We start from the raw sequence: 17,172 nt of genomic DNA, 5'->3' as shown, positions 1-17,172 counted from the left end.
TTATTGTGCAGCGGATTGTGCAAAAAGCGAGATGACGCGGCGTTCGCCGGTGAGAAGGTCGTGCGTAAGGCCAGCCTTCTGACGAGTAAGCTTCTTCAAATAAGCACCGTCACGTTCAACCTGTCTGTCAGTCGCATCCAGTAACTCAGCAACACGCTCTTGCTCGTCAACCTTCGGGACGACGATAAGCAGCTTACCGACTGTTGGTAGATTTAACCCAGCCTTTGCGCCTGATTCATTCAGTTTGTCGATCTGTGATCGACCGATAAACCCGTTAAGAAGGTGGCCAACGAATCGCGGATTAACCGCATCGCGGTCCAAACGCACCAATGCGATATGCTGATTAACGTAGGCTTCGCCGAAATCTGCTGGAATAACTCCGATGATTCCGAGATCAGCAGTTATCGATATAAGGAGGTCGCCTTCACAGACCGAGGTCCGTTTCCCCTCGGACAAACCTGGCACCTGAACAAAAACCAGGTCGTCAAGACGGAGGTTAATGTGCTCTCGGGTTAAATTCCCGATTCGGAGGAAAATAGCTCCCTCGCTACTGTAGTAGCGCGCCCACCCTCTTGAACCACTAGTAAGCTGCTTTGCAACTGCATTAAGCTGCTGCACCTCCCACTCCACCGGGATCCTTCCCAGCGGGGAATCCTTGAAGGCGTGGGTGGCTTCGGAGCGGATGTTGCCGTACTCGTCGATGCCATTGGTGAGCAGGTCCTGCATCAGGCCGGTTTTGATGCGCTGCTGCTTGGCGATCAGCGCCTCGGTTTGCTCGATGGCGCGGTCCATGCCTGCAATGACCTCAGCCACTACGTCCTGCTCATCACGGGAGAGCAGAGATAGCGTCAGATACGACAAGGCACTCTTATTTAACTCGACCTGGTTTGTGCTGCCAGAAAAGCAATACGTTTCCATCGCTGTCTGGACGGCCGGACTTTGGAGCAAAGCAGTCAAATAGCGCGGATTGACAACTGCAGTATTTGGTCTGGCGATTGTCACGTGTGAGTCAGCGAAAAAGCGATCCACCTCGCTCGGAGATTTCGCCCAAAGCCCAACCCGTCCTATCGTGCCGGTGCCGGTGCTATTGATACAGACATCCCCATTCTGAAGCACGGCAAATTCTTTAACAAAGGCCAACGGGTCATGTGCACGCGAATAAGCGGCATCAACGATTCCATTTCTAACGCATTTTTGATTGATCGCATGAATTGGCGATTCACCTTCGACGTAAGTTGGACTTTGCCCACGACCAAGACCGAGTAGGCATTCCCCAAAATCTCTGAGAGTGAGTGAAGGCGTCATTCCAAATACCCCAATCCCTTAAGGAACCCATTGAGAGCTTCCAAGGTCTCTCTGCGTGCGCGTTCAAGCTGGCGACTCGACACCTGGTACTTGTCCCACAGGTTAACGACGGTGCCGAGCAGCGCGCGTTTTTCAGCATTCAGATAGCGCAGCAGTTCTTCATTAGCGTTATCGTGAAGTTTTTTCAGGACCAGGCGTTTGGCGTCCGCCTCGCTCAACTGGCCGCCGATGGCAGCGAGCAGGCCGTCGACACGGGCGAGTCGCATCTCCAGCGCGGCGAGGTCCCTCTGCAGGGCAATAAGCTTTTTCTTCTGGTCCTTTACTTCAGGGTTCAAAGTCTGAATAACACCCTTGGCATGGGCGATAATCGTCCTGGTTTCAGCCTTTACCTCTTCTCCACCAATACGTTTTAGCTGCAGCTTCTGCTGCAGCTCGCCCTGCTTGATCTTGAATCGATCCTTGAATTCCTTGATGCGCTTTTCAACGGCGCTGATACCGTCGCGTAGGTTGTCGTACCGCTCGCGCTCCTTTCTTGCGGAGTCGGTTCTGGCATCGGCGAGGTCGTCAATCAGTGCCTTAAGATATTTCTTGATGACCGCAGCTGTGAGCTTGCCCTCGCCTTCTTCGCCTTCGGCCTCTTCCGGCTCGTAATTGGAGGCTTCGGCGGCGGCTTCGACTGCCTCGGCCAGCGCGCCCTGGGCCTCGTTGATATTGCCCTCCAATACCTCGATCTCGCTGGCCTCTTTTTGGAAGTACTCGGCGATGAGGTAGCTGTCCGGGATCAGGGTGTGGTGCCAGCCAGTGGAGACGACAGTCTTCAGGTCATAACGGATGACTTGCCACCAGTTAACGAATACGCCTGCGCTCTTGAATTCATCCAGCACACCCAGGGGCTGGAGTTTGTGCTTGAGCGTGGTGAGCAGTTCGCTGCGCACGTCGGGCAGCTTGCGCCCTTCCCTTAGTTGGGAGAAGTCGCCTCGTGCCACCTGCCACCATTGCTCCAGTGCGGCGTGATGCCCAGCGACCCTTGCTTGAAGGTTCTCGTCCGACTCCAGTATCGCCTTGATAGCAGGCTTGGTGTCCAACGCGGGACGGAAGGCCAGGTAGCCCGGGCGCAGAGGTTCGAACAGGGTGTCGGGTTGCACGCCAAACTTGTCGAACTCGGACCGTTTGGCTGCGACCTCGCTCTCGGGAATGCCGCCGATGAGGTGAGCCTGCAGGTCTTCCGGTTCAGGGGCGGGGGTGTTGTCCACGTAGCGGCGAATATTGAGGTTGTAGTCGTGCCGCTTGACGATCTCCTCCTTGTCCACCAGACGGCTGTATTTATCGATGGTCAGCTTGTGGGTGAAAACGTGGTCGATCTTCTCGATGTCTTCGGGCCGGAGCTTGTTCTGGTTCTTGCCCTCGGCGTATTCGCGATCGGCGTTGATGAACAGCACCTGGTTGCGTAGCGCGTCGGGCTTGCTTTTGTTGACCACAAGCACACAGGCGGGAATGCCGGTGCCGTAGAACAGGCCGGGCGGCAGGCTGATGATGGCCTCTAGATAATCGTCTTCGATCAGTAACTCGCGAATGAGTTTTTCCTTACCGCCGCGGAACAGCACGCCGTGGGGCATGACGGTGGCCATGTGCCCCTCGGGCTTAAGGCTGGCGATCATGTGCTGCATGAACATGAGGTCAGCCTTCTTGCCGGTTTCCGGACAGAACTCGCGGAAGCGGTTGGTGAAGCTCATAGTGGCGCGGCTGTAGTTCTGCGAGAACGGTGGGTTGGCGAGCACACAGTCGAACTTGCGCGGCTGGTTTTTCTCAAGAATCTGCGGGTCTTCCAGCGTATCCCCGTGTTCAATGGTGAAGCGGGTGATGTTGTGGAGAATCATGTTCATATTACAGATAGACCAGACCGTACCATTGGAGTCCTGGCCGTAGAGAGCGAGGTCATTCGGGTCCTGGCCCTGCTCTTCCACATACTGGTGCGCCTGAATAAGAAAGCCGCCGGAGCCGGCGGTGGGGTCGTATACGGTATTGCCGGCTTTGGGCTTAGTGAGCTGCACCAGCAGGCGCACCACCTCAGCGGGCGTATAGAACTCTCCGCCCTTCTTACCCGCGCTGTCGGCGAAATACTTAATCAGGTATTCGTAGGCAGCACCAAGCAGGTCGGGGAACTCGAAGTTGTCATTGACCAGCACGAACTGGGGCTGGTTGAAGTGATCGAGCAGGTCTTTCCACTTCTGATCAGGGATCTTGGTCTTACCCTTGACGGCGTTGAATTCGATGTTGTTCTTCAGCACCCCGGCCAGGGCGTCGTTCTCATCTTCGATCGCAGCAATGGCCTTGTTAAGCATGCTGCCTATGTCGTGCTTTAGGTGCTTAAGCGCCGGCACCTCGTTGCCCTCCTCGTCGAACCAGCTTTCATGCCAGCGGGCGCGAGGCGGCACGAAGAAGGTGTCGCCGTAGGAGGTCTTGTCATTGAGCAGCTCCTCCAGCACCGCGGGCTGGCCCATTAGGTGGACGTAGGTTGTATTACGCAACACCGCGCGCTTGCGGTCGAACTCGTCGGACAGGCGCTTGATGAACAGCATGCCGAAGATGAATTCCTTGAACTCACTGGCGTCCATCTTGCCGCGCAGGATGTCGGCGGCTTTGAAGAGGAAACCTTCGAGCTGGGAGAGGGTTATTTTTTCTTGTTTCATGAACAATTCACTTTCCTGGATTTTTGGCCGTGTTGTCTGCCCGGCTAGCGTTCAAAACGTCCATCGACTACTGCTTGATCCACATATCGATATCAGTGCCCGAGAAGCGCCATGTCCCGCCGACTTTAAAGGCCAAGCGATAGACCGTTCGCTTACCTACCTTCAGGTAGGCAGCCACATCGTCGAGGGTAAGTATTTCGCGAGTCTCTTCTTCCATCGTGCCCTATGCCGTCGTGGCGGCCCGCACCCGCTGTGATGGCAAGGATACTGCTAACTTGAGCATCTTTGTACGGATGAATCGTACGGCATGGGATCCAGCGCCGAACTAAGCGAGGTGTCGACTGCAGCATGAAAACTTACCCTTTGTAGCGGTCTACTAATCCCGGATACCGAGATGGTTGGTGCACAGCTAAGGTGCGATAACAAGACAACGTCGCACGTGTTCCAGAGTTCAAGCATGATGCAGCGTTGTTAGTTCTAGACCAGGGGCTACTCGGTCATCTAGGCGAGCAAGTCCTTTGGGGTTGGCCAATCAGCACTTCGTCGCTGGGTGGACCAATTACGAATCGCGCGCAACGGCGACCCTCCCGAGGGCAAAGCCTTGACCCCTGAACAGCAAAAGAACCAGGAGTTCGAAGCCCGTATTAACCGGCTTGATGGAAGCCTCAAGCATCGGTAGGGCAAAAAAGTCGCGCAAAATTCTAAAACGTGCGAAAACCTTCAGGCATAAAAAAATCCAATCACCGTTGAGTGACTGGATTTTTTAATGTTTGGTCGGGACGGAGTGATTCGAACACTCGACCCCTTGCACCCCATGCAGGCGTCTCACGCCAGCTAAGCCGTTGATTCTACGCAAAACAGGCCAGCTACGCCAGCGCCTTTTTCGGGAGTTTTGTGCGTTTCGCCATCTATGCGAATCAATGGTTTACGTTGGGGTTTTGCGCGAACCCGCCTCCCCTCGTGTCGCCAGGCACGTCTCCGGCTCGCCGAGATTCCACTTGGCGTGCTCCCGCCTCTGCTGGTTTAATGCTGTATATCCAGCCAGTACAAAAACAATCCTATGCATTTCCAGATCACCCGCATGCGCCTCCTCGGTAAACCGCTCGACAAGAAACAGCTACGCGACGCCGAGAGGATCACGGCGGACGTGCGCATTGAGCACCAAAGCAACATCGGCGACGGGGTGAAGATGGGCCGCGCATCGGTCATTGCTACGCTCAAGGGTGAGTGGCCGCTCCAAACGTCACCGTGGCCGGACCTCGTCGACGTCCAGCTTCATTCCATGGGGCCGCTCGGCATGACACTTACCGGAACCGAGTTCGTAGATGGAGTGGGCTACGCGCAGAGCTGGATTTGCCTACAGCGGTGACCTGAGCCACGTCGTGCTGAACAGTGTCCTATCCTCGAAGTAACAAACGAGGACCTTCCATGTGCGGACGCATCGCCCAGCACCGAGCTCTACAACAGTACATGCGCTACCTGGCCAGCCCGAAGCGGCTCGCCTCCCCTCCCAGCGATGCACCGATCGCGCGCTACAACGTGCCTCCGAGCACCCAAGTGCAGATCATCCACGAGCATGACGACCAACTGCATGTTGAGCCGGTCCGCTGGGGCTATGCCCCATTCTGGGCGAAGGGCAAGCGCCCGCCTCCCATCAACGCCAGGCTTGAGACAGCCGCGACGAGCAAGTTCTGGAAGGGAATATGGTGCACCGGCCGGTGCCTGGTGCCTGCGGACGGCTGGTTTGAATGGGTAAAGGATCCGAACGATCCGAAGAAGAAGCAGCCCTACTACATCCGCCACGCGAGCGATGCGCCCATGCTCATGGCTGCGATCGCACAGCTGCCAAAGGACGAGGACGACACAGGCGGCTTCGCTATCATCACAGCGGATAGCGACCAAGGCATGGTGGATATTCACGATCGCCGGCCGGTGGTGCTGCCGCCTGACGTAGCGCGGGAATGGCTGGAGCCGGGGCTGCTACCCGAGCGCGCCGAAGATCTGGCGCGACACCATGCCGAACCAGTCGAAGCCTTTGAGTGGTTTCCCGTCGATAAAGCGGTTGGGAACGTGCGCAACGAAGGCAGCCATCTGATCGAGCGAGAGATTTAACCAAAAGGGGAACGATATGACTGACAAACATCTGATGGAGCGCGCCGGCGCTGCCGCGGGATACGAAATACAGAACTGCGGTGACGGCACGTTGTGCAACATCACCCTGGACAAGGAAGGCTGGAACCCGCTGGAGGATCAGAGCGACGCTGAACGCCTTGATACCGATATGAAGATGGGCGCGAAGGACCTGGACACAGTTGCCGGGCGGCGAGCATTGGTTGAGGCTGCAGTGGATTGTTGCGTAAAGGAAGACTGAATCCCCGCCATAGCTATGAGTCCCGAAAGAGGGCCTCAAAAGGACCTAATTATGGCCTGCATATTTATTTGCTTAAGTAAACTACCGTTCGTCGGATTACCACAATAAAGGACAGAATGTCTGTGTAGTATTGGAGAAGCAAACGCAGCTGATAACATGGCTGGCAGTTGGTGCTACGATTCAACCGCACCTAAGCCAAGCCACTGGGCAAGGAGGTAACTATGGAAGAGTAAATAAAAAGCTTTCATGCGAAAGAGCGTTAGCGCGCAAATCCGCACGAAAGCTTGCGAAAGAACCGTCGGCTAGGACGATCTCTCGGTACAGCGATAAGCCTCTCTATACTGGGAAAAGATGACGACCCTGTCAACTTAAGGTTGAAACCGGCCGACGAACATCAACGTTCGTACAAAGGTTCAATAGGATGAAAATCTTATTCCTTACGGAAGTAGTTCAACTATTGATCAAGCTCGTCGAGCTATGGATCGTAGTTTATAACCTGCCCATGCCAATGCTTGGGTAGGCTGGTGGCCCGCTCAGGCGGGCTCCCTTTTACGACCCCTCCTACGGCACCGGAGGCTTCTTCTCCGCCCTCACCCACTCCTGCAATGCCCCCAACGTCACGGCGCACTCGTCGGCGTCTCCGGTGATGGCTGCAATACGTGCTGCATCCGCTGGGTGTATCTCGGCTCGAACTTCTTCATCATCCAAGCCGGCGGCTGGGCTGGTGGTGGGCAGGCTGTCGCAACGGGCTGGAGGGTTGATGCGGACTGACAGCCGCCGGCGAGCAGCATCGAGGTCAGCAACAAGCTGAGCGTTGGTCTGCGTGACATCGGTGTATTCCTTGAAGTGGTGTTGGTCGATGAGCTCGCGCTCCTGCTCGAGCTGGATCCGCTTGGCCTGCTCGGTCTGCAGCTGCCGCGCGCCGGCGCGGGCGATCTCGGCCAGGGTGTTGCTGTGCAGCGTTTCGGCATCGCTGTACTTCGCCTGCCAGCGATTGTCCTGCACAAACCACGCCCCGCCGGCACCCGCCGCGAGCAGGCTGGCCATGACGGCGGCGTACAGCAACAGCTTTGCGCGGGTGATCATGCGAGCGCACCCCCGCAGTTGCAGTAGATGGCGACCAGCTGGTTGTCCGGCCGGACCTCGGCAACGCGCTCTTCGCCATAGATGCCCAGCAGCCTGGCCAGCTTGTGCTCGCGCTGGCCGTACCCTGCCCCGGGCAGGCTGGCCCAGATGGGCGCCGCCTGGCGGATGGCTTCGACGATGCTGCCTTCGCGGATCAGCGGCAGCGCGCCGCACTCCTGCAACAGCTTGATCGCGGCCAGGTCCTGCGCCTCAGGAATGAAGCGCCCGCGAAACCCGTAGTTGCGCACGATCGCATCCCAGGTGCGCGACAGGAATTGATACCGCCCCGCCGCGGTGGACTTGATGCCCAGGTTCGGCAGCGGCACAAGCTTGCGCGGGTGGTCGCTGTAGTCGTCGAACAGCTCGCCGCCGACGATCACGTTGTAGCCGTCATCGCTGGCCAGAATGGTGCTGGTCCCCTCGCTCCATGCGAGCATGTCGAGGAAGGCGACCACGTTGATACCGCCAGCCTTGTCGGGCTTGATCACTGCCATGTGCTTTTCTCCAGGCAATAAAAAACCCCGCCGAAGCGGGGTTTCTTTGAAAGAGCGTTCTCAGCCGAAGGTTAGCTCAACCTTCGCGTTGGCCGGGTCAAGGGCATCGTGAATATTGACCATGGTGGCCGGTAAGATCATCCACTGGGGCTTTCCGAAAGTCTGCGGATAACCGATCCCATCTGGCTCATGCCAGCGGCAGGCCAGGCTGGGCTTGTCGCCGCCCTCCCAATATCCGGCAGCGATGGCAAAACCGCCTTTATTAAATAGGATGCGATCGACCTTAAATTTGCTGGTACTTCCGAGCATATAATCACCTCAAAATTGGAATTGTCGGTAGCGCTCGTCGGGTTCGTTGGCCACTGTGCCAACCTCGCCTCGGAGCAATATCAGTATGCCGTTGCGATTATGCAGATTGCAACGCTTCGCCCGCTCATGCCTTTGTGATTGGGTTCGCGGATTTGATGGCGCAGCAATGGCACACTACAGAAGTCGGGGACGATCAGCCCCGGCACTCCTTGTTGTATGCCGGGTTAGGCAGTACCGGCTTTTACGCCTTCCGATACAGTCACCGGATACGGCAACAGCCAGAGATCACGCGGGGTAATCCGGCGCTGATCGAATCGCAGGTCTAGTAGCCCGCCGCTTACCTTTGCCCATTGCACCAGCTCTGAGCAGAACCAGCGATCCGCATGGTTCCAGTCGCGCTGGGCAGCGATACCGAGCAGGCCGAGCCAGTCGTAACCCTTGCCGAGCTCTTCCCGCGCAGCAGCGTATGCCGCCGCTTCGTCCGGCACTGGCACGTCCTGAATTACCCATCTGCCGTAGCGAGTGAATTTCTCGACCGGCGTCTCGACCACGCCGTGTTTGGCCGATGCTTCGATTACGGTCTTGTCGTCTTCCATGATCACGCCGCAGTGGCTCCACTCGCTCATGAGCGCGGTACGCAGCGCCCAAGAAGATAGGTGTGGGCCGGTTGAAAAGACTATCTTCATAGCATCGCTTCCTGAAGGTCCGCCGCGGCGGTGTTCATCACGGTCTGCTGGATCGCGTGCAGCTCCAGTAGAACCTCCTCCGTCAACTCGAAATCTAGTCCGGGGTTGCCGCCAGCCTTGATCTGGTCCTCATACTTCTGCCGGCGCCCAGTGAGAAACGCGCTCATCACCTTGAACTGCCGGGACTTGATCAGCGTACGCCGGACGTACTCCTCCTTGTCGATACCCCGCTCTTTCGCAGCCCGGTCGATCCACGGCGTCTCGGCGTTGCCTGGGCTGGCCAGCCACGTCTTGGTTTCGGTGTCCTGTGTAGGCCACGTGTCCTTTTCGAGCTGCGGGTAGTCGCCGGTAAGCGCGTCGGTCGCGGCGTTGTACGCGGCGTTGTTGCGCTGCAGGCGCTCCGTGATCGTCGGCTCCGGCGCAGACAAAGGCGTGTTGCCCTGCGCGACCCATGTCTGAAATTCGACCCAGTCCCGGTTACCTTCAGTCTCGGGGATGCACGCGTTATCGCGGAGTCGCACGATCCCATACTTCGATTGCTGGTACATGACTACACCTCCGCGTCCGCAGTCCAGAACTCGGCGAACGCTCCCTGACTCTGCCCCGCTGCTGTCGAGTCCCTGACGGTGAGGAACCCTTGGGTATTTATCGCCGTAGCGAAAGGGGTCGCACTGAGGTTCAGTGGGTTGCCGTCGTTGGTCTGAATGACCGTAGGCGCAGCACGCTTGGTAATCCTGAACGGAACCTGAAATGCGATGTTATGCGATACGCCGACCAGCCCGTTCCACTGGAACCGAGCCGTCTCGTAGTACCGCTGGCACAGCGTCAGCTCCAGCCCGATTGGGCGGCTCTCGAACTGAGTTGCCACTGCGCTAGCCTCGATCTGAACATCGGCCAGCTCCACCGTGAACGTCTCCCCGTTAGTGGCCAGCCAGCCCGCTGCCAGATAGTCCGTCCCGCTGGTGCCGACCACTTGCCCTGCTATCGACGGGATGTCGACCACGACCGAGACGCGCTGCCAGTTGCTAGTCAGCGTAACCGGCATGGGCTTGGTTACGGTTACGTCCGCTGACGGAGCCAGCGGCAACGGCTTGAGTATCGTCCCCTCCGTCTCACCCGTACCGAAGTGCTGCACGAAGTAGAGCTGGAGCGTCGGAGTACCCGCCGTTACGCGGATGTCGAAGCTGAACACTGCCTGCTGCCCGGCCAGCGTACTTACGTTCTCGATGGTCTGGCGCAGCTGCGGCGGTACAGCGCCCGACCCCGCGGCTGTCTGCTGCCAGCTATAGGCAAACCGCCCGGGCGAACGCACTATTCGGCTTATTGTGCCGCTGCCGGCGTCGCTGCCGAACCACTGCTTCCAGCGATCCGCGAGGAAGTGGTTGGTGCCCTGCCCCACGGTTAGCGACGTGCCGCGCTGCCATACCCGGAAGTCGCCGTTGATCAGCTTGTTGCGGTACGTAGGCTTGGTATTGAGCTCGTACGACACCAGCGTGCCGAGGCCGTTGGTGACGTAAATATCGAACCCGGTACCTACGCGAACGTAGTACACCGAATCCGCTTCCAGCTCAGCAGGCAGAGACGAGACGACCTTGTGGTGCTTGATGCGTGCCATGGTGCCGCCTCACCAGCCGTTGGTCGCCCACACCGAGGACACGTTGGTGCCGTTGAGCGTCAGCCCGTCCGTATTCGTCCCCAGCGCGTCCAGTGTCGTCTTGTTCGCGTGCGTGTGCGACGCGCTCACTGCCGAGTCGATCTGCGCTGGCGACGAGCTCGGCCCATCATTGATGTTCGCCCATGTCACCACGACGTCCATCGACTCGTACTCGGCAATCTTGATCCACGTGGCACTGCTCTGCCGCCACGCGTAGGTCGCCGACCCCACACTCACCGTGGCATCGGCCGAGGCGTCGATCACCAGCACCAGCTTGTTGGTGGTCGGCGCCAGTGCGTCACGCGCGGCGATGTCGGGAACGATCTCCATCTCGCTCTGCATGCCCGATTCGAAGTCGGCCAGTGCCTGATCAATCAACGCGTTGATCATCGCGGTGTTACCCACCGAGCGCGCCACGCCTGCACTGTTGGTGATGTAGCTCTCAGCGAACGTGCCGTTCTCAACGTAGTAGAACGCGTTGGCTTCCAGTGTTGCGGGAAGGGTCGTTACCTTGTGAAATTTTACCAATGCCATGTGTTTACCACTCCGTTGTTAGCCAAACCGCTGCGCCATCGCCGCTGATGACAGTCATGAATTGTTCCCAGGTACCGCCAGGGTTGCGCTTCAACCACTCATCGAACGCACCGATGCCTGGCGGGCCTTGCTCGCCGGCAGTCACCAGCATCACGTCCGGCTCGGCCTCGACGACCACGGCATGCTCGACCGACTCGACCAGCGAGGCGGATTCGCTCTCGGTCGTGACGGCGGTCACGATGGGCACTTCGCGCACGGTGCAGGGGGCGTCCATCTCAACGCTCCCCAAGGGTGATAGCGCCCTCCCAGTACCGGTGTTCGGTGCCGTCCGGGTAGCGCACTTCGAGCCAGTAGCGCACTGGTGTGGATGGAATCAGCACATCCGCACCGATCACGCGCTCGATGGTGCCGGGGCCTGAGATGCTCAGGCCGCTGTCGTTGTCCAGCGTCAGCACCGTGTTGCCGACCTTGTCGAGTACCTGCATCTCCAGCGTGCAGCCGGTCAGGTCGACCGGAGGCTGGTAGCGCAGCTCGCCACCGGACGGGTTGCGCCCGGTCGCGCTGATCCGGTTGATCTCCAGCGTGTTGGCGTCGATCACGTGCACGCGGTGCGGCAGTTCCCGCAAGGCCTCGCGGTTGAGTTCGGGCATGTGCTGCACGCCGGATAGCCAGGCGTGCCAGGTGTCTGTGGTGATGCCGTGGGCGGGAATAGTCAGGCGCACCGGGGCGCTCGCCTCAATGGCTGTCACCGGCTTGTAGGTCCAGGTGGGCTGCATGACGCGAAGCAGCTCCCGGTGAGTCGTGCCCGGAATCAGGCGCAGGGGTACGTTGGCCGGCTGCATGGGCGGCTATCTCCGATGAGGTGTCTATGGAAGCTGATGCTTAAACGATGGGTACAGGGCTAGTTTCGGGTTCGGAGTCGGCCAGAATCCGGGCGCTGCAGTAAATGTTCTGCGCCGGGTCGCCGGTAGAGATGGCTAGATCAAAGAAGACGTAATCTCCCGGCCCCAATGTGATGGTGATCAACGATTGCGATTGCGTAACCGTGAGCGAGGTCAACCGATTGTCCAGCCACGCGCCTGGCCCGGACTGAGAATGCCCACCGGGCACGTTGGAGAAATCGACCTCCAGGGTCAGGGAGTCGGCGGACTCGACGATAAACGGAATGACTACATCGCTGAACGCTTTCAGCGCAGGGAGGACCAACCGCTGAACCGGGTTCGTGGCGCCGCTGACATATACATCGACTGCATGGTGCGGCAGTACTTGGACCGGCAACGGCGCGTCAGCGTCTATTGCGATGACCTGAAACGGCGCAAAGCTCTGCCGGTCGATGCGCTGCCAGTCATAGACATGACCGGTGCCGGAAGCGCGGTATATGAACGGCAGACCCTCCTCAACAGCTGCGATCCATTCCGCGCCCACCTTGTCGGGTGCAGAGCTCGGCGGCACAGGCGCGACGATAGGCGTCGAGGCAACTTCGGCCAGCCCGCCCGCCGTGATCGAGCACATGACGAGCGCGCCGGACCCCCACGCACGCGCCGCTGTGCCCTCTAGCCCGCGTTGAATGGCCAGGCCGTCGCTGACCCGAACGATCTCCACAGCGGTGCGCTGGGTGGCGTCGAGGTTGTCGGTCAGGGTCAGCAGGTATTCGCCGCCGCTGGCAAGGTCGAGCCGGGCGGCATCAGCCGCAGCCAGCGGCAGAACCGTACCCGCAGCGTCGAGCGGACCGTTCAGGCTGACCTGAAAGTCGTTGATGAATCTGAGCATGGGTTCGCCTCGTGAGTGTTACTGCCAGCCAATCAGTGTGCGGCCGGGGGTGTCCGCCTGCCGCGCCACTTGGCCTGTGATGGGGTTGTAGATGCAGGTTTCAGATGCACCCTCGACCGTCTCGACGACGGCGCCGGCTTTGCCCGCCGGCGTCAGTACAGCGCTCAGCCACCAGGGTGCGCCAGTCTGAAAGCCCAGCCCGCCGCCGACGAGTGCGGCAGTCTTGTTGCTGCGCGTTGATGCCGGGCGCAAGGTGAGTTGCTGGCCTGAGAAAATGTCCAACGGTGCCCATAGCCGACCAGAGGGCAAAGCTGAAGGCGCGTCGATGCCGGGCTGCACCGGGTAGCCCTGCACGATCGGACCCTCTTCATAGGTCTCCTCATATGAGGCCGGCGTGCCAAGTATCCGCTCCTCTCTAACGAACGTGAGCGTGCCCACGTCGTATACGCCGGGCCCGCCAGGCCCATCCTCTAGAAAGGTTTGGTCGACGTTGCGGTCGTAATCTTCGGTCCGCTCATATTCCAGGCTGACCGATGCAAGACTAGTCCGCAGCGTCACTTCCAGCCCTACCCGCCTGTAGTTGTCGAGGCGCCAGTGTTTGCGCTCGTACTTCTCATCGCTGGCGTTCCATTTGCTGGAATACGACCCGGCCAGGCTGACGGTGTGCTCCTCGAAGAACGTGTAATCCGCCCGCACCATTTCAATGCTGTCATCGGCGCGGAACCAGGCACTCATAATCCGCCCGTTGCGGGCGAGGCTTTGACTGTACTGCCCGTTGGAGATCGCGCCGGCAGACGGTGTCGGGTTGATGGCTGTCGTGCTGCTGTAGGTGCGTACCACTTCTAGCCCAGCCTGATCAATGGTGAGCTGAGACAGACGGGCATCGACGAACCGTTCTACGGCAAGGCTGCCGATACACTCCTGCAGACCGGCGACGACTTCCGTCTGCCACGTCCACGCACCGTCGGGCTGGAGCGTGAACTCCACGGTCAGAATCGCGACGAAAAAGACGTAGGTACGGGATCCGTTCAGCCTTGACGTGACCAGTCCCAGCAATCGCTTACGCCCGTCCGCTGAGCGGTCCAGCTCGCGCAAGGTGCCGTCCATAGGGTTCAACGTGAATTCAGCCCTGCTGTACGGATCAGACAGCGTGACCGATGACATGCTCAGCGCAAGCACCCCGAGCTTGGTTTCATCCAGGTTACTGGGGCCCGTACTCTTCCAAACCTGAATTCCATCGGTGCCGCGACGGAAGAACAGATTCACCGTGCCCTGCCCTTTGTGCGTCAGACCGCTATTGCTCGGCAGAATCCGGCGCGCCATCGACTCGGCGCCCACATCGTGCAGATATTGCGAGAACGGCGGGTCTTCCCGACCCAGATCCCACAATGAGCCGTCCAACGCTGCCACATACGCATTGTTTATTGGCATCACGGACGGGTTAATTGTCGGCGGGACGGGCCGCGGCAGACGCGGTCGCCCGCCGCTCGGCTGCAGCCAGTTTGTGCCGGATTCGGCATAGACCAGTCCATGCCACGGATATGGGTCAAGCAGCTCAGGCTCGCCAGGGCCTACCCATTCTGTCGGATTGCTCATGTCGCTGGCTGCGTCCCTGTGTAATTGAACACGACCTCACGCCCTTCCGCGTCCTCGAAGGTGATCGACGCCACCCGCTTGACGCGCCAGTAACCGAACCCGTCGACCGACTCGACCCATACGGGGTCGGCGGCGTAGGTGCGCGCCGTCTCGGTCAGGGGGCTGGCAATGCCGCTGCCGGTTGGCTGAGAACCTGTGCCCGGCTGCAGATTATGTTCCGCGTAGCCGCGACCGGGCGGGATGTGGCCCCGCGGCTCTTCCCGCCTTAGCGTCGGCTGGGGTGGCTCAGGGGTGAGGCTGGACAGATCACGGACCAGCCCTTGCTCAAGCCGCTTCTGCCGGGCGTTCAGATTCCCCCGAATCCGCCCTTCCCGCTCAGCCAGCTTCTGCCGGTTGCGGTCGGTACGCTCCTGCATATCAAATCTCCAGCGTGTCGGTTGGCGGCGCGATGCGGTAGGTCATGGCGCGCTCTGCCTGAATCTCGTCTCGCCACTGCTCGGGAATTTCTGGTGTGTTGATCATCATGCGGCGCGGGTAGCGCAGGGCTGGATCGCCGTTGCCGATGGAGTAGGAGCCAGCAAAGCCGGGCAGCTCTTCGTCATACAACGGGCTGTCGCTGCGCAGCCCGATCTGCGTCGGCAGCGCGCCGGGCACGCTCGGGCCGGTCACATCGAAGAACGACGGCGCGGGCGGCATGACCAGCGCGTCCGATGTAGCCGAACCCGGGCTGACCGAGAGGCCGATGGTCAGGATGGCCGCGCCGGATTCGATGTCGATCTCGTCGACCAGCGTCGTGACCATGCCTGTCGCGGTCGCGCCCTGATCGTTCAGGCGCAGCTTCTGGCCGATGTCCACGCCCAGCGCATGGGCCAGCGGCACCTGCCAGCTCACAAGGTTCTGCCGTTGCGCGGCGAGCAGCTGTGCCCGACCGCGAGCCAGCGCGCAATCCATGGCTGCCTGCAGGCGGGCCGAGTCACGCTGCGGAACGTCGACCGGTACGTCAGTCGGGTTCTCGTCGATCTGCGAGGCGCGGCCCGCTTCCCATAGGCGATCCGCATCAGTGTCGGTATCGAGCACCACGCGCTCGCGCTTGATGACCTCACCCACTGCCGCCACGGCATCAGCCACTTCCAGCCGAATGCGGTACTGCTCGACGGCGCGCTGGCTCCAGCGGATAGACGCGGTCCAGTCGGCGGCAAGCAGCAGGTCGGTATTCTTGTTGTACCAGGGCTGCGGCAGATCCGGCAGGTCGCCGGGCAGGCGGAACCAGGTCGGCGCCGTCAGATACCAGCCCGCCGACTCGGTCGCCTCGACGATCATCGCAATGTCGGGCAGCTCGGTTGAGTTGGAGCGCCACGCGGTGAAGCCGTCAATGCTGCGGTTGCCGCCGATGCCGGGATGCTCCCAGCTGTAACGCTGATTGCGCTGGCGGTATCGGGTGAAGCGGTAGTCCAGCTCCAGCTCGATGACGTTGGTGGTCTCGCTCAGCGAGGCCAGGCCAATATCGATGGACTCGTGAATGGTCGAGCCGGGCTTGAACTCATAGGCCACAGCAGCACTGTGCCAGTCGGTAATGCGCGGCGCGCCGTAGCGGTCCGCGTTGAGGCTGGCAGCGCGGGTGCTCAGTCGCTCCTGCGCATAGTCCCAGCGGGACCGGCCTTCGACCGGCTCGAATACATCCTCGGACCAGAGCCCGCCAACGAACGTGTCGACAGCAGCGATTTCCATCGCCTCGACGCCATCCTGCAGGCGGGTCGTTGCCTCACATGACAGGACGCGGCTCAAGACATTGAACTCAGGTTGCACCAGATAGCCAGTGAAGCGCCGATCGATCACAGCCGGATCGCCCGCGACGATGAAGTCGATCACTACTGGCAGGCCGGTGTAGGCAATCACGTTGACCGGTTCCAGCCCCAGCCACAGGGCAAAGGTCGCTACGCTGTCGCCATCCTCGGAGCGGTCGACCTTGATACCGCCTGTGAGAATGTCGCTCACGTCCGTGCCGCCGACCGATACCGCGACTGTCCAGGCGAAGCTGCCGCCCGGCGCGAGCTCGACAGGATCAGGACCGGTTGTCGATGTCGTTGCCAGGCTGTTGAGCGGCCCGCTGTTGAGCGGTTGACTGTTCAGCATGGATCAGACCTCGCGGCAGGTGATCTGCCAATCGACGGCGCCGCCTGCATAGCCTTCGTCTGGCGGCGTGCAGAGTACGGTGAATTGCGGGAACCATGCCACGGTGTAGAGCGTGGCACCTGTAACCGGTGTCACAGTCGCGGCGCGGCCCGTCGCGGTCACAGACGCATTCACCCAGCGACCACCAACCAGAGCCTGTGCGGTTACAGCCTCGTCCGGGCGCGGGTCAGCGGTCAGGGTAAACGCCGTGCCGGCGCCACTCAGGCGCAGCGGTGACGGGCTCAGCAGTACATGCTCAGCATCCCAATCCAGCGCATCCAGCCCGGTCGCCATCCAGCCGGTTCCGGTAATGGTGATGACCCGCTTGGAGAAGTGGCGCATGGCAATCGGCTTACCGCCGCTGAGCGTCACATCCGTCCGCCCGCCTGCATCGCTATACCGAACGTCAGGCGCACCGCTATACAGCGTGACCGGAATCCCTCCGAGTACCAGTTGAGTCATGGTG

20 protein-coding genes and 1 pseudogene are annotated in these 17,172 nt (G+C 60.1%); 4 read left to right on the top strand and 17 right to left on the bottom strand.

Going from position 1 to position 17,172, the window contains the following annotated elements:
• From BLT85_RS05625 to BLT85_RS05615, 3 genes are all read right to left on the bottom strand, one after another.
• Positions 1–1,305 carry a restriction endonuclease subunit S gene (locus BLT85_RS05625; protein ID WP_231701545.1) on the bottom strand — a complete coding sequence of 435 codons (1,305 nt, stop codon included), beginning with the start codon at positions 1,303–1,305 and terminating at the stop codon, positions 1–3.
• The gene (locus BLT85_RS17025; protein ID WP_093397430.1) at positions 1,302–3,995 is read right to left on the bottom strand and encodes a type I restriction-modification system subunit M; all 2,694 of its coding nucleotides are present in this window, start codon (positions 3,993–3,995) and stop codon (positions 1,302–1,304) included. Before BLT85_RS17025 ends, BLT85_RS05625 begins: the two co-directional genes overlap by 4 nt.
• Before the next feature lie 67 nt (positions 3,996–4,062).
• Positions 4,063–4,212, bottom strand: a complete 150-nt coding sequence (locus BLT85_RS05615) for a helix-turn-helix domain-containing protein (protein WP_093392236.1) — start codon at positions 4,210–4,212, stop codon at positions 4,063–4,065.
• Between the two features lie 251 nt (positions 4,213–4,463).
• Here BLT85_RS05615 and BLT85_RS05610 point away from each other — a divergent pair.
• From BLT85_RS05610 to BLT85_RS05595, 4 genes and pseudogenes are all read left to right on the top strand, one after another.
• Positions 4,464–4,653, top strand: a pseudogene (locus BLT85_RS05610) (transposase); the annotation flags it as partial.
• Positions 4,654–5,055: 402 nt separating this feature from the next.
• Complete coding sequence (locus BLT85_RS05605; RefSeq protein WP_157718135.1) at positions 5,056–5,364, top strand: hypothetical protein; 309 nt, start codon at positions 5,056–5,058, stop codon at positions 5,362–5,364.
• Positions 5,365–5,423: 59 nt separating this feature from the next.
• Positions 5,424–6,107, top strand: a complete 684-nt coding sequence (locus BLT85_RS05600; protein ID WP_093392234.1) for an SOS response-associated peptidase family protein — start codon at positions 5,424–5,426, stop codon at positions 6,105–6,107.
• A 16-nt stretch (positions 6,108–6,123) separates the two neighbouring features.
• Positions 6,124–6,366: a hypothetical protein gene (locus BLT85_RS05595; RefSeq protein WP_093392233.1), complete on the top strand. Its 243-nt coding sequence runs from the start codon at positions 6,124–6,126 to the stop codon at positions 6,364–6,366.
• Between the two features lie 561 nt (positions 6,367–6,927).
• Here the strand turns inward: BLT85_RS05595 and BLT85_RS05590 are convergent.
• The 14 genes from BLT85_RS05590 to BLT85_RS05525 form a co-directional block, all read right to left on the bottom strand.
• A complete protein-coding gene (locus BLT85_RS05590) occupies positions 6,928–7,452 on the bottom strand; it encodes a lysis system i-spanin subunit Rz (protein ID WP_093392232.1) in 525 nt (174 codons plus the stop codon).
• Positions 7,449–7,985 (bottom strand): glycoside hydrolase family 24 protein, encoded by a 537-nt coding sequence (locus BLT85_RS05585; protein ID WP_093392231.1) that lies wholly within the window; start codon positions 7,983–7,985, stop codon positions 7,449–7,451. The genes BLT85_RS05590 and BLT85_RS05585 overlap by 4 nt, the downstream gene beginning before the upstream one ends.
• A gap of 60 nt (positions 7,986–8,045) precedes the next feature.
• Positions 8,046–8,294, bottom strand: a complete 249-nt coding sequence (locus tag BLT85_RS05580) for a hypothetical protein (RefSeq protein WP_093392230.1) — start codon at positions 8,292–8,294, stop codon at positions 8,046–8,048.
• 224 nt (positions 8,295–8,518) lie between these two features.
• On the bottom strand, positions 8,519–8,980 hold the full coding sequence (locus BLT85_RS05575) for a YiiX/YebB-like N1pC/P60 family cysteine hydrolase (protein ID WP_093392229.1): 462 nt from the start codon (positions 8,978–8,980) through the stop codon (positions 8,519–8,521).
• A complete protein-coding gene (locus BLT85_RS05570; RefSeq protein WP_093392228.1) occupies positions 8,977–9,528 on the bottom strand; it encodes a hypothetical protein in 552 nt (183 codons plus the stop codon). Before BLT85_RS05570 ends, BLT85_RS05575 begins: the two co-directional genes overlap by 4 nt.
• A gap of 2 nt (positions 9,529–9,530) precedes the next feature.
• Positions 9,531–10,595 (bottom strand): hypothetical protein, encoded by a 1,065-nt coding sequence (locus BLT85_RS05565; protein ID WP_093392227.1) that lies wholly within the window; start codon positions 10,593–10,595, stop codon positions 9,531–9,533.
• Between the two features lie 9 nt (positions 10,596–10,604).
• On the bottom strand, positions 10,605–11,168 hold the full coding sequence (locus BLT85_RS05560) for a hypothetical protein (protein WP_093392226.1): 564 nt from the start codon (positions 11,166–11,168) through the stop codon (positions 10,605–10,607).
• 4 nt (positions 11,169–11,172) lie between these two features.
• A complete protein-coding gene (locus BLT85_RS05555; protein ID WP_093392225.1) occupies positions 11,173–11,442 on the bottom strand; it encodes a hypothetical protein in 270 nt (89 codons plus the stop codon).
• 1 nt (position 11,443) lies between these two features.
• Positions 11,444–12,010, bottom strand: a complete 567-nt coding sequence (locus tag BLT85_RS05550; RefSeq protein WP_093392224.1) for a hypothetical protein — start codon at positions 12,008–12,010, stop codon at positions 11,444–11,446.
• 40 nt (positions 12,011–12,050) lie between these two features.
• Entirely contained in the window at positions 12,051–12,938 is an 888-nt protein-coding gene (locus BLT85_RS05545; RefSeq protein ID WP_093392223.1) for a hypothetical protein, read from the bottom strand.
• Between the two features lie 18 nt (positions 12,939–12,956).
• Positions 12,957–14,534: a hypothetical protein gene (locus BLT85_RS05540; RefSeq protein WP_093392222.1), complete on the bottom strand. Its 1,578-nt coding sequence runs from the start codon at positions 14,532–14,534 to the stop codon at positions 12,957–12,959.
• Positions 14,531–14,950 (bottom strand): hypothetical protein, encoded by a 420-nt coding sequence (locus BLT85_RS05535; RefSeq protein ID WP_093392221.1) that lies wholly within the window; start codon positions 14,948–14,950, stop codon positions 14,531–14,533. The genes BLT85_RS05540 and BLT85_RS05535 overlap by 4 nt, the downstream gene beginning before the upstream one ends.
• Position 14,951: 1 nt before the next feature.
• Complete coding sequence (locus BLT85_RS05530) at positions 14,952–16,667, bottom strand: hypothetical protein (protein WP_093392220.1); 1,716 nt, start codon at positions 16,665–16,667, stop codon at positions 14,952–14,954.
• A gap of 3 nt (positions 16,668–16,670) precedes the next feature.
• Positions 16,671–17,168 carry a hypothetical protein gene (locus BLT85_RS05525; protein ID WP_093392219.1) on the bottom strand — a complete coding sequence of 166 codons (498 nt, stop codon included), beginning with the start codon at positions 17,166–17,168 and terminating at the stop codon, positions 16,671–16,673.
• Positions 17,169–17,172 lie beyond the last annotated feature (4 nt).

The sequence above is a fragment of the Halopseudomonas xinjiangensis genome (assembly GCF_900104945.1).
Taxonomy (GTDB): domain Bacteria; phylum Pseudomonadota; class Gammaproteobacteria; order Pseudomonadales; family Pseudomonadaceae; genus Halopseudomonas; species Halopseudomonas xinjiangensis.
This window is presented reverse-complemented; position numbering and strand designations above follow the sequence as displayed.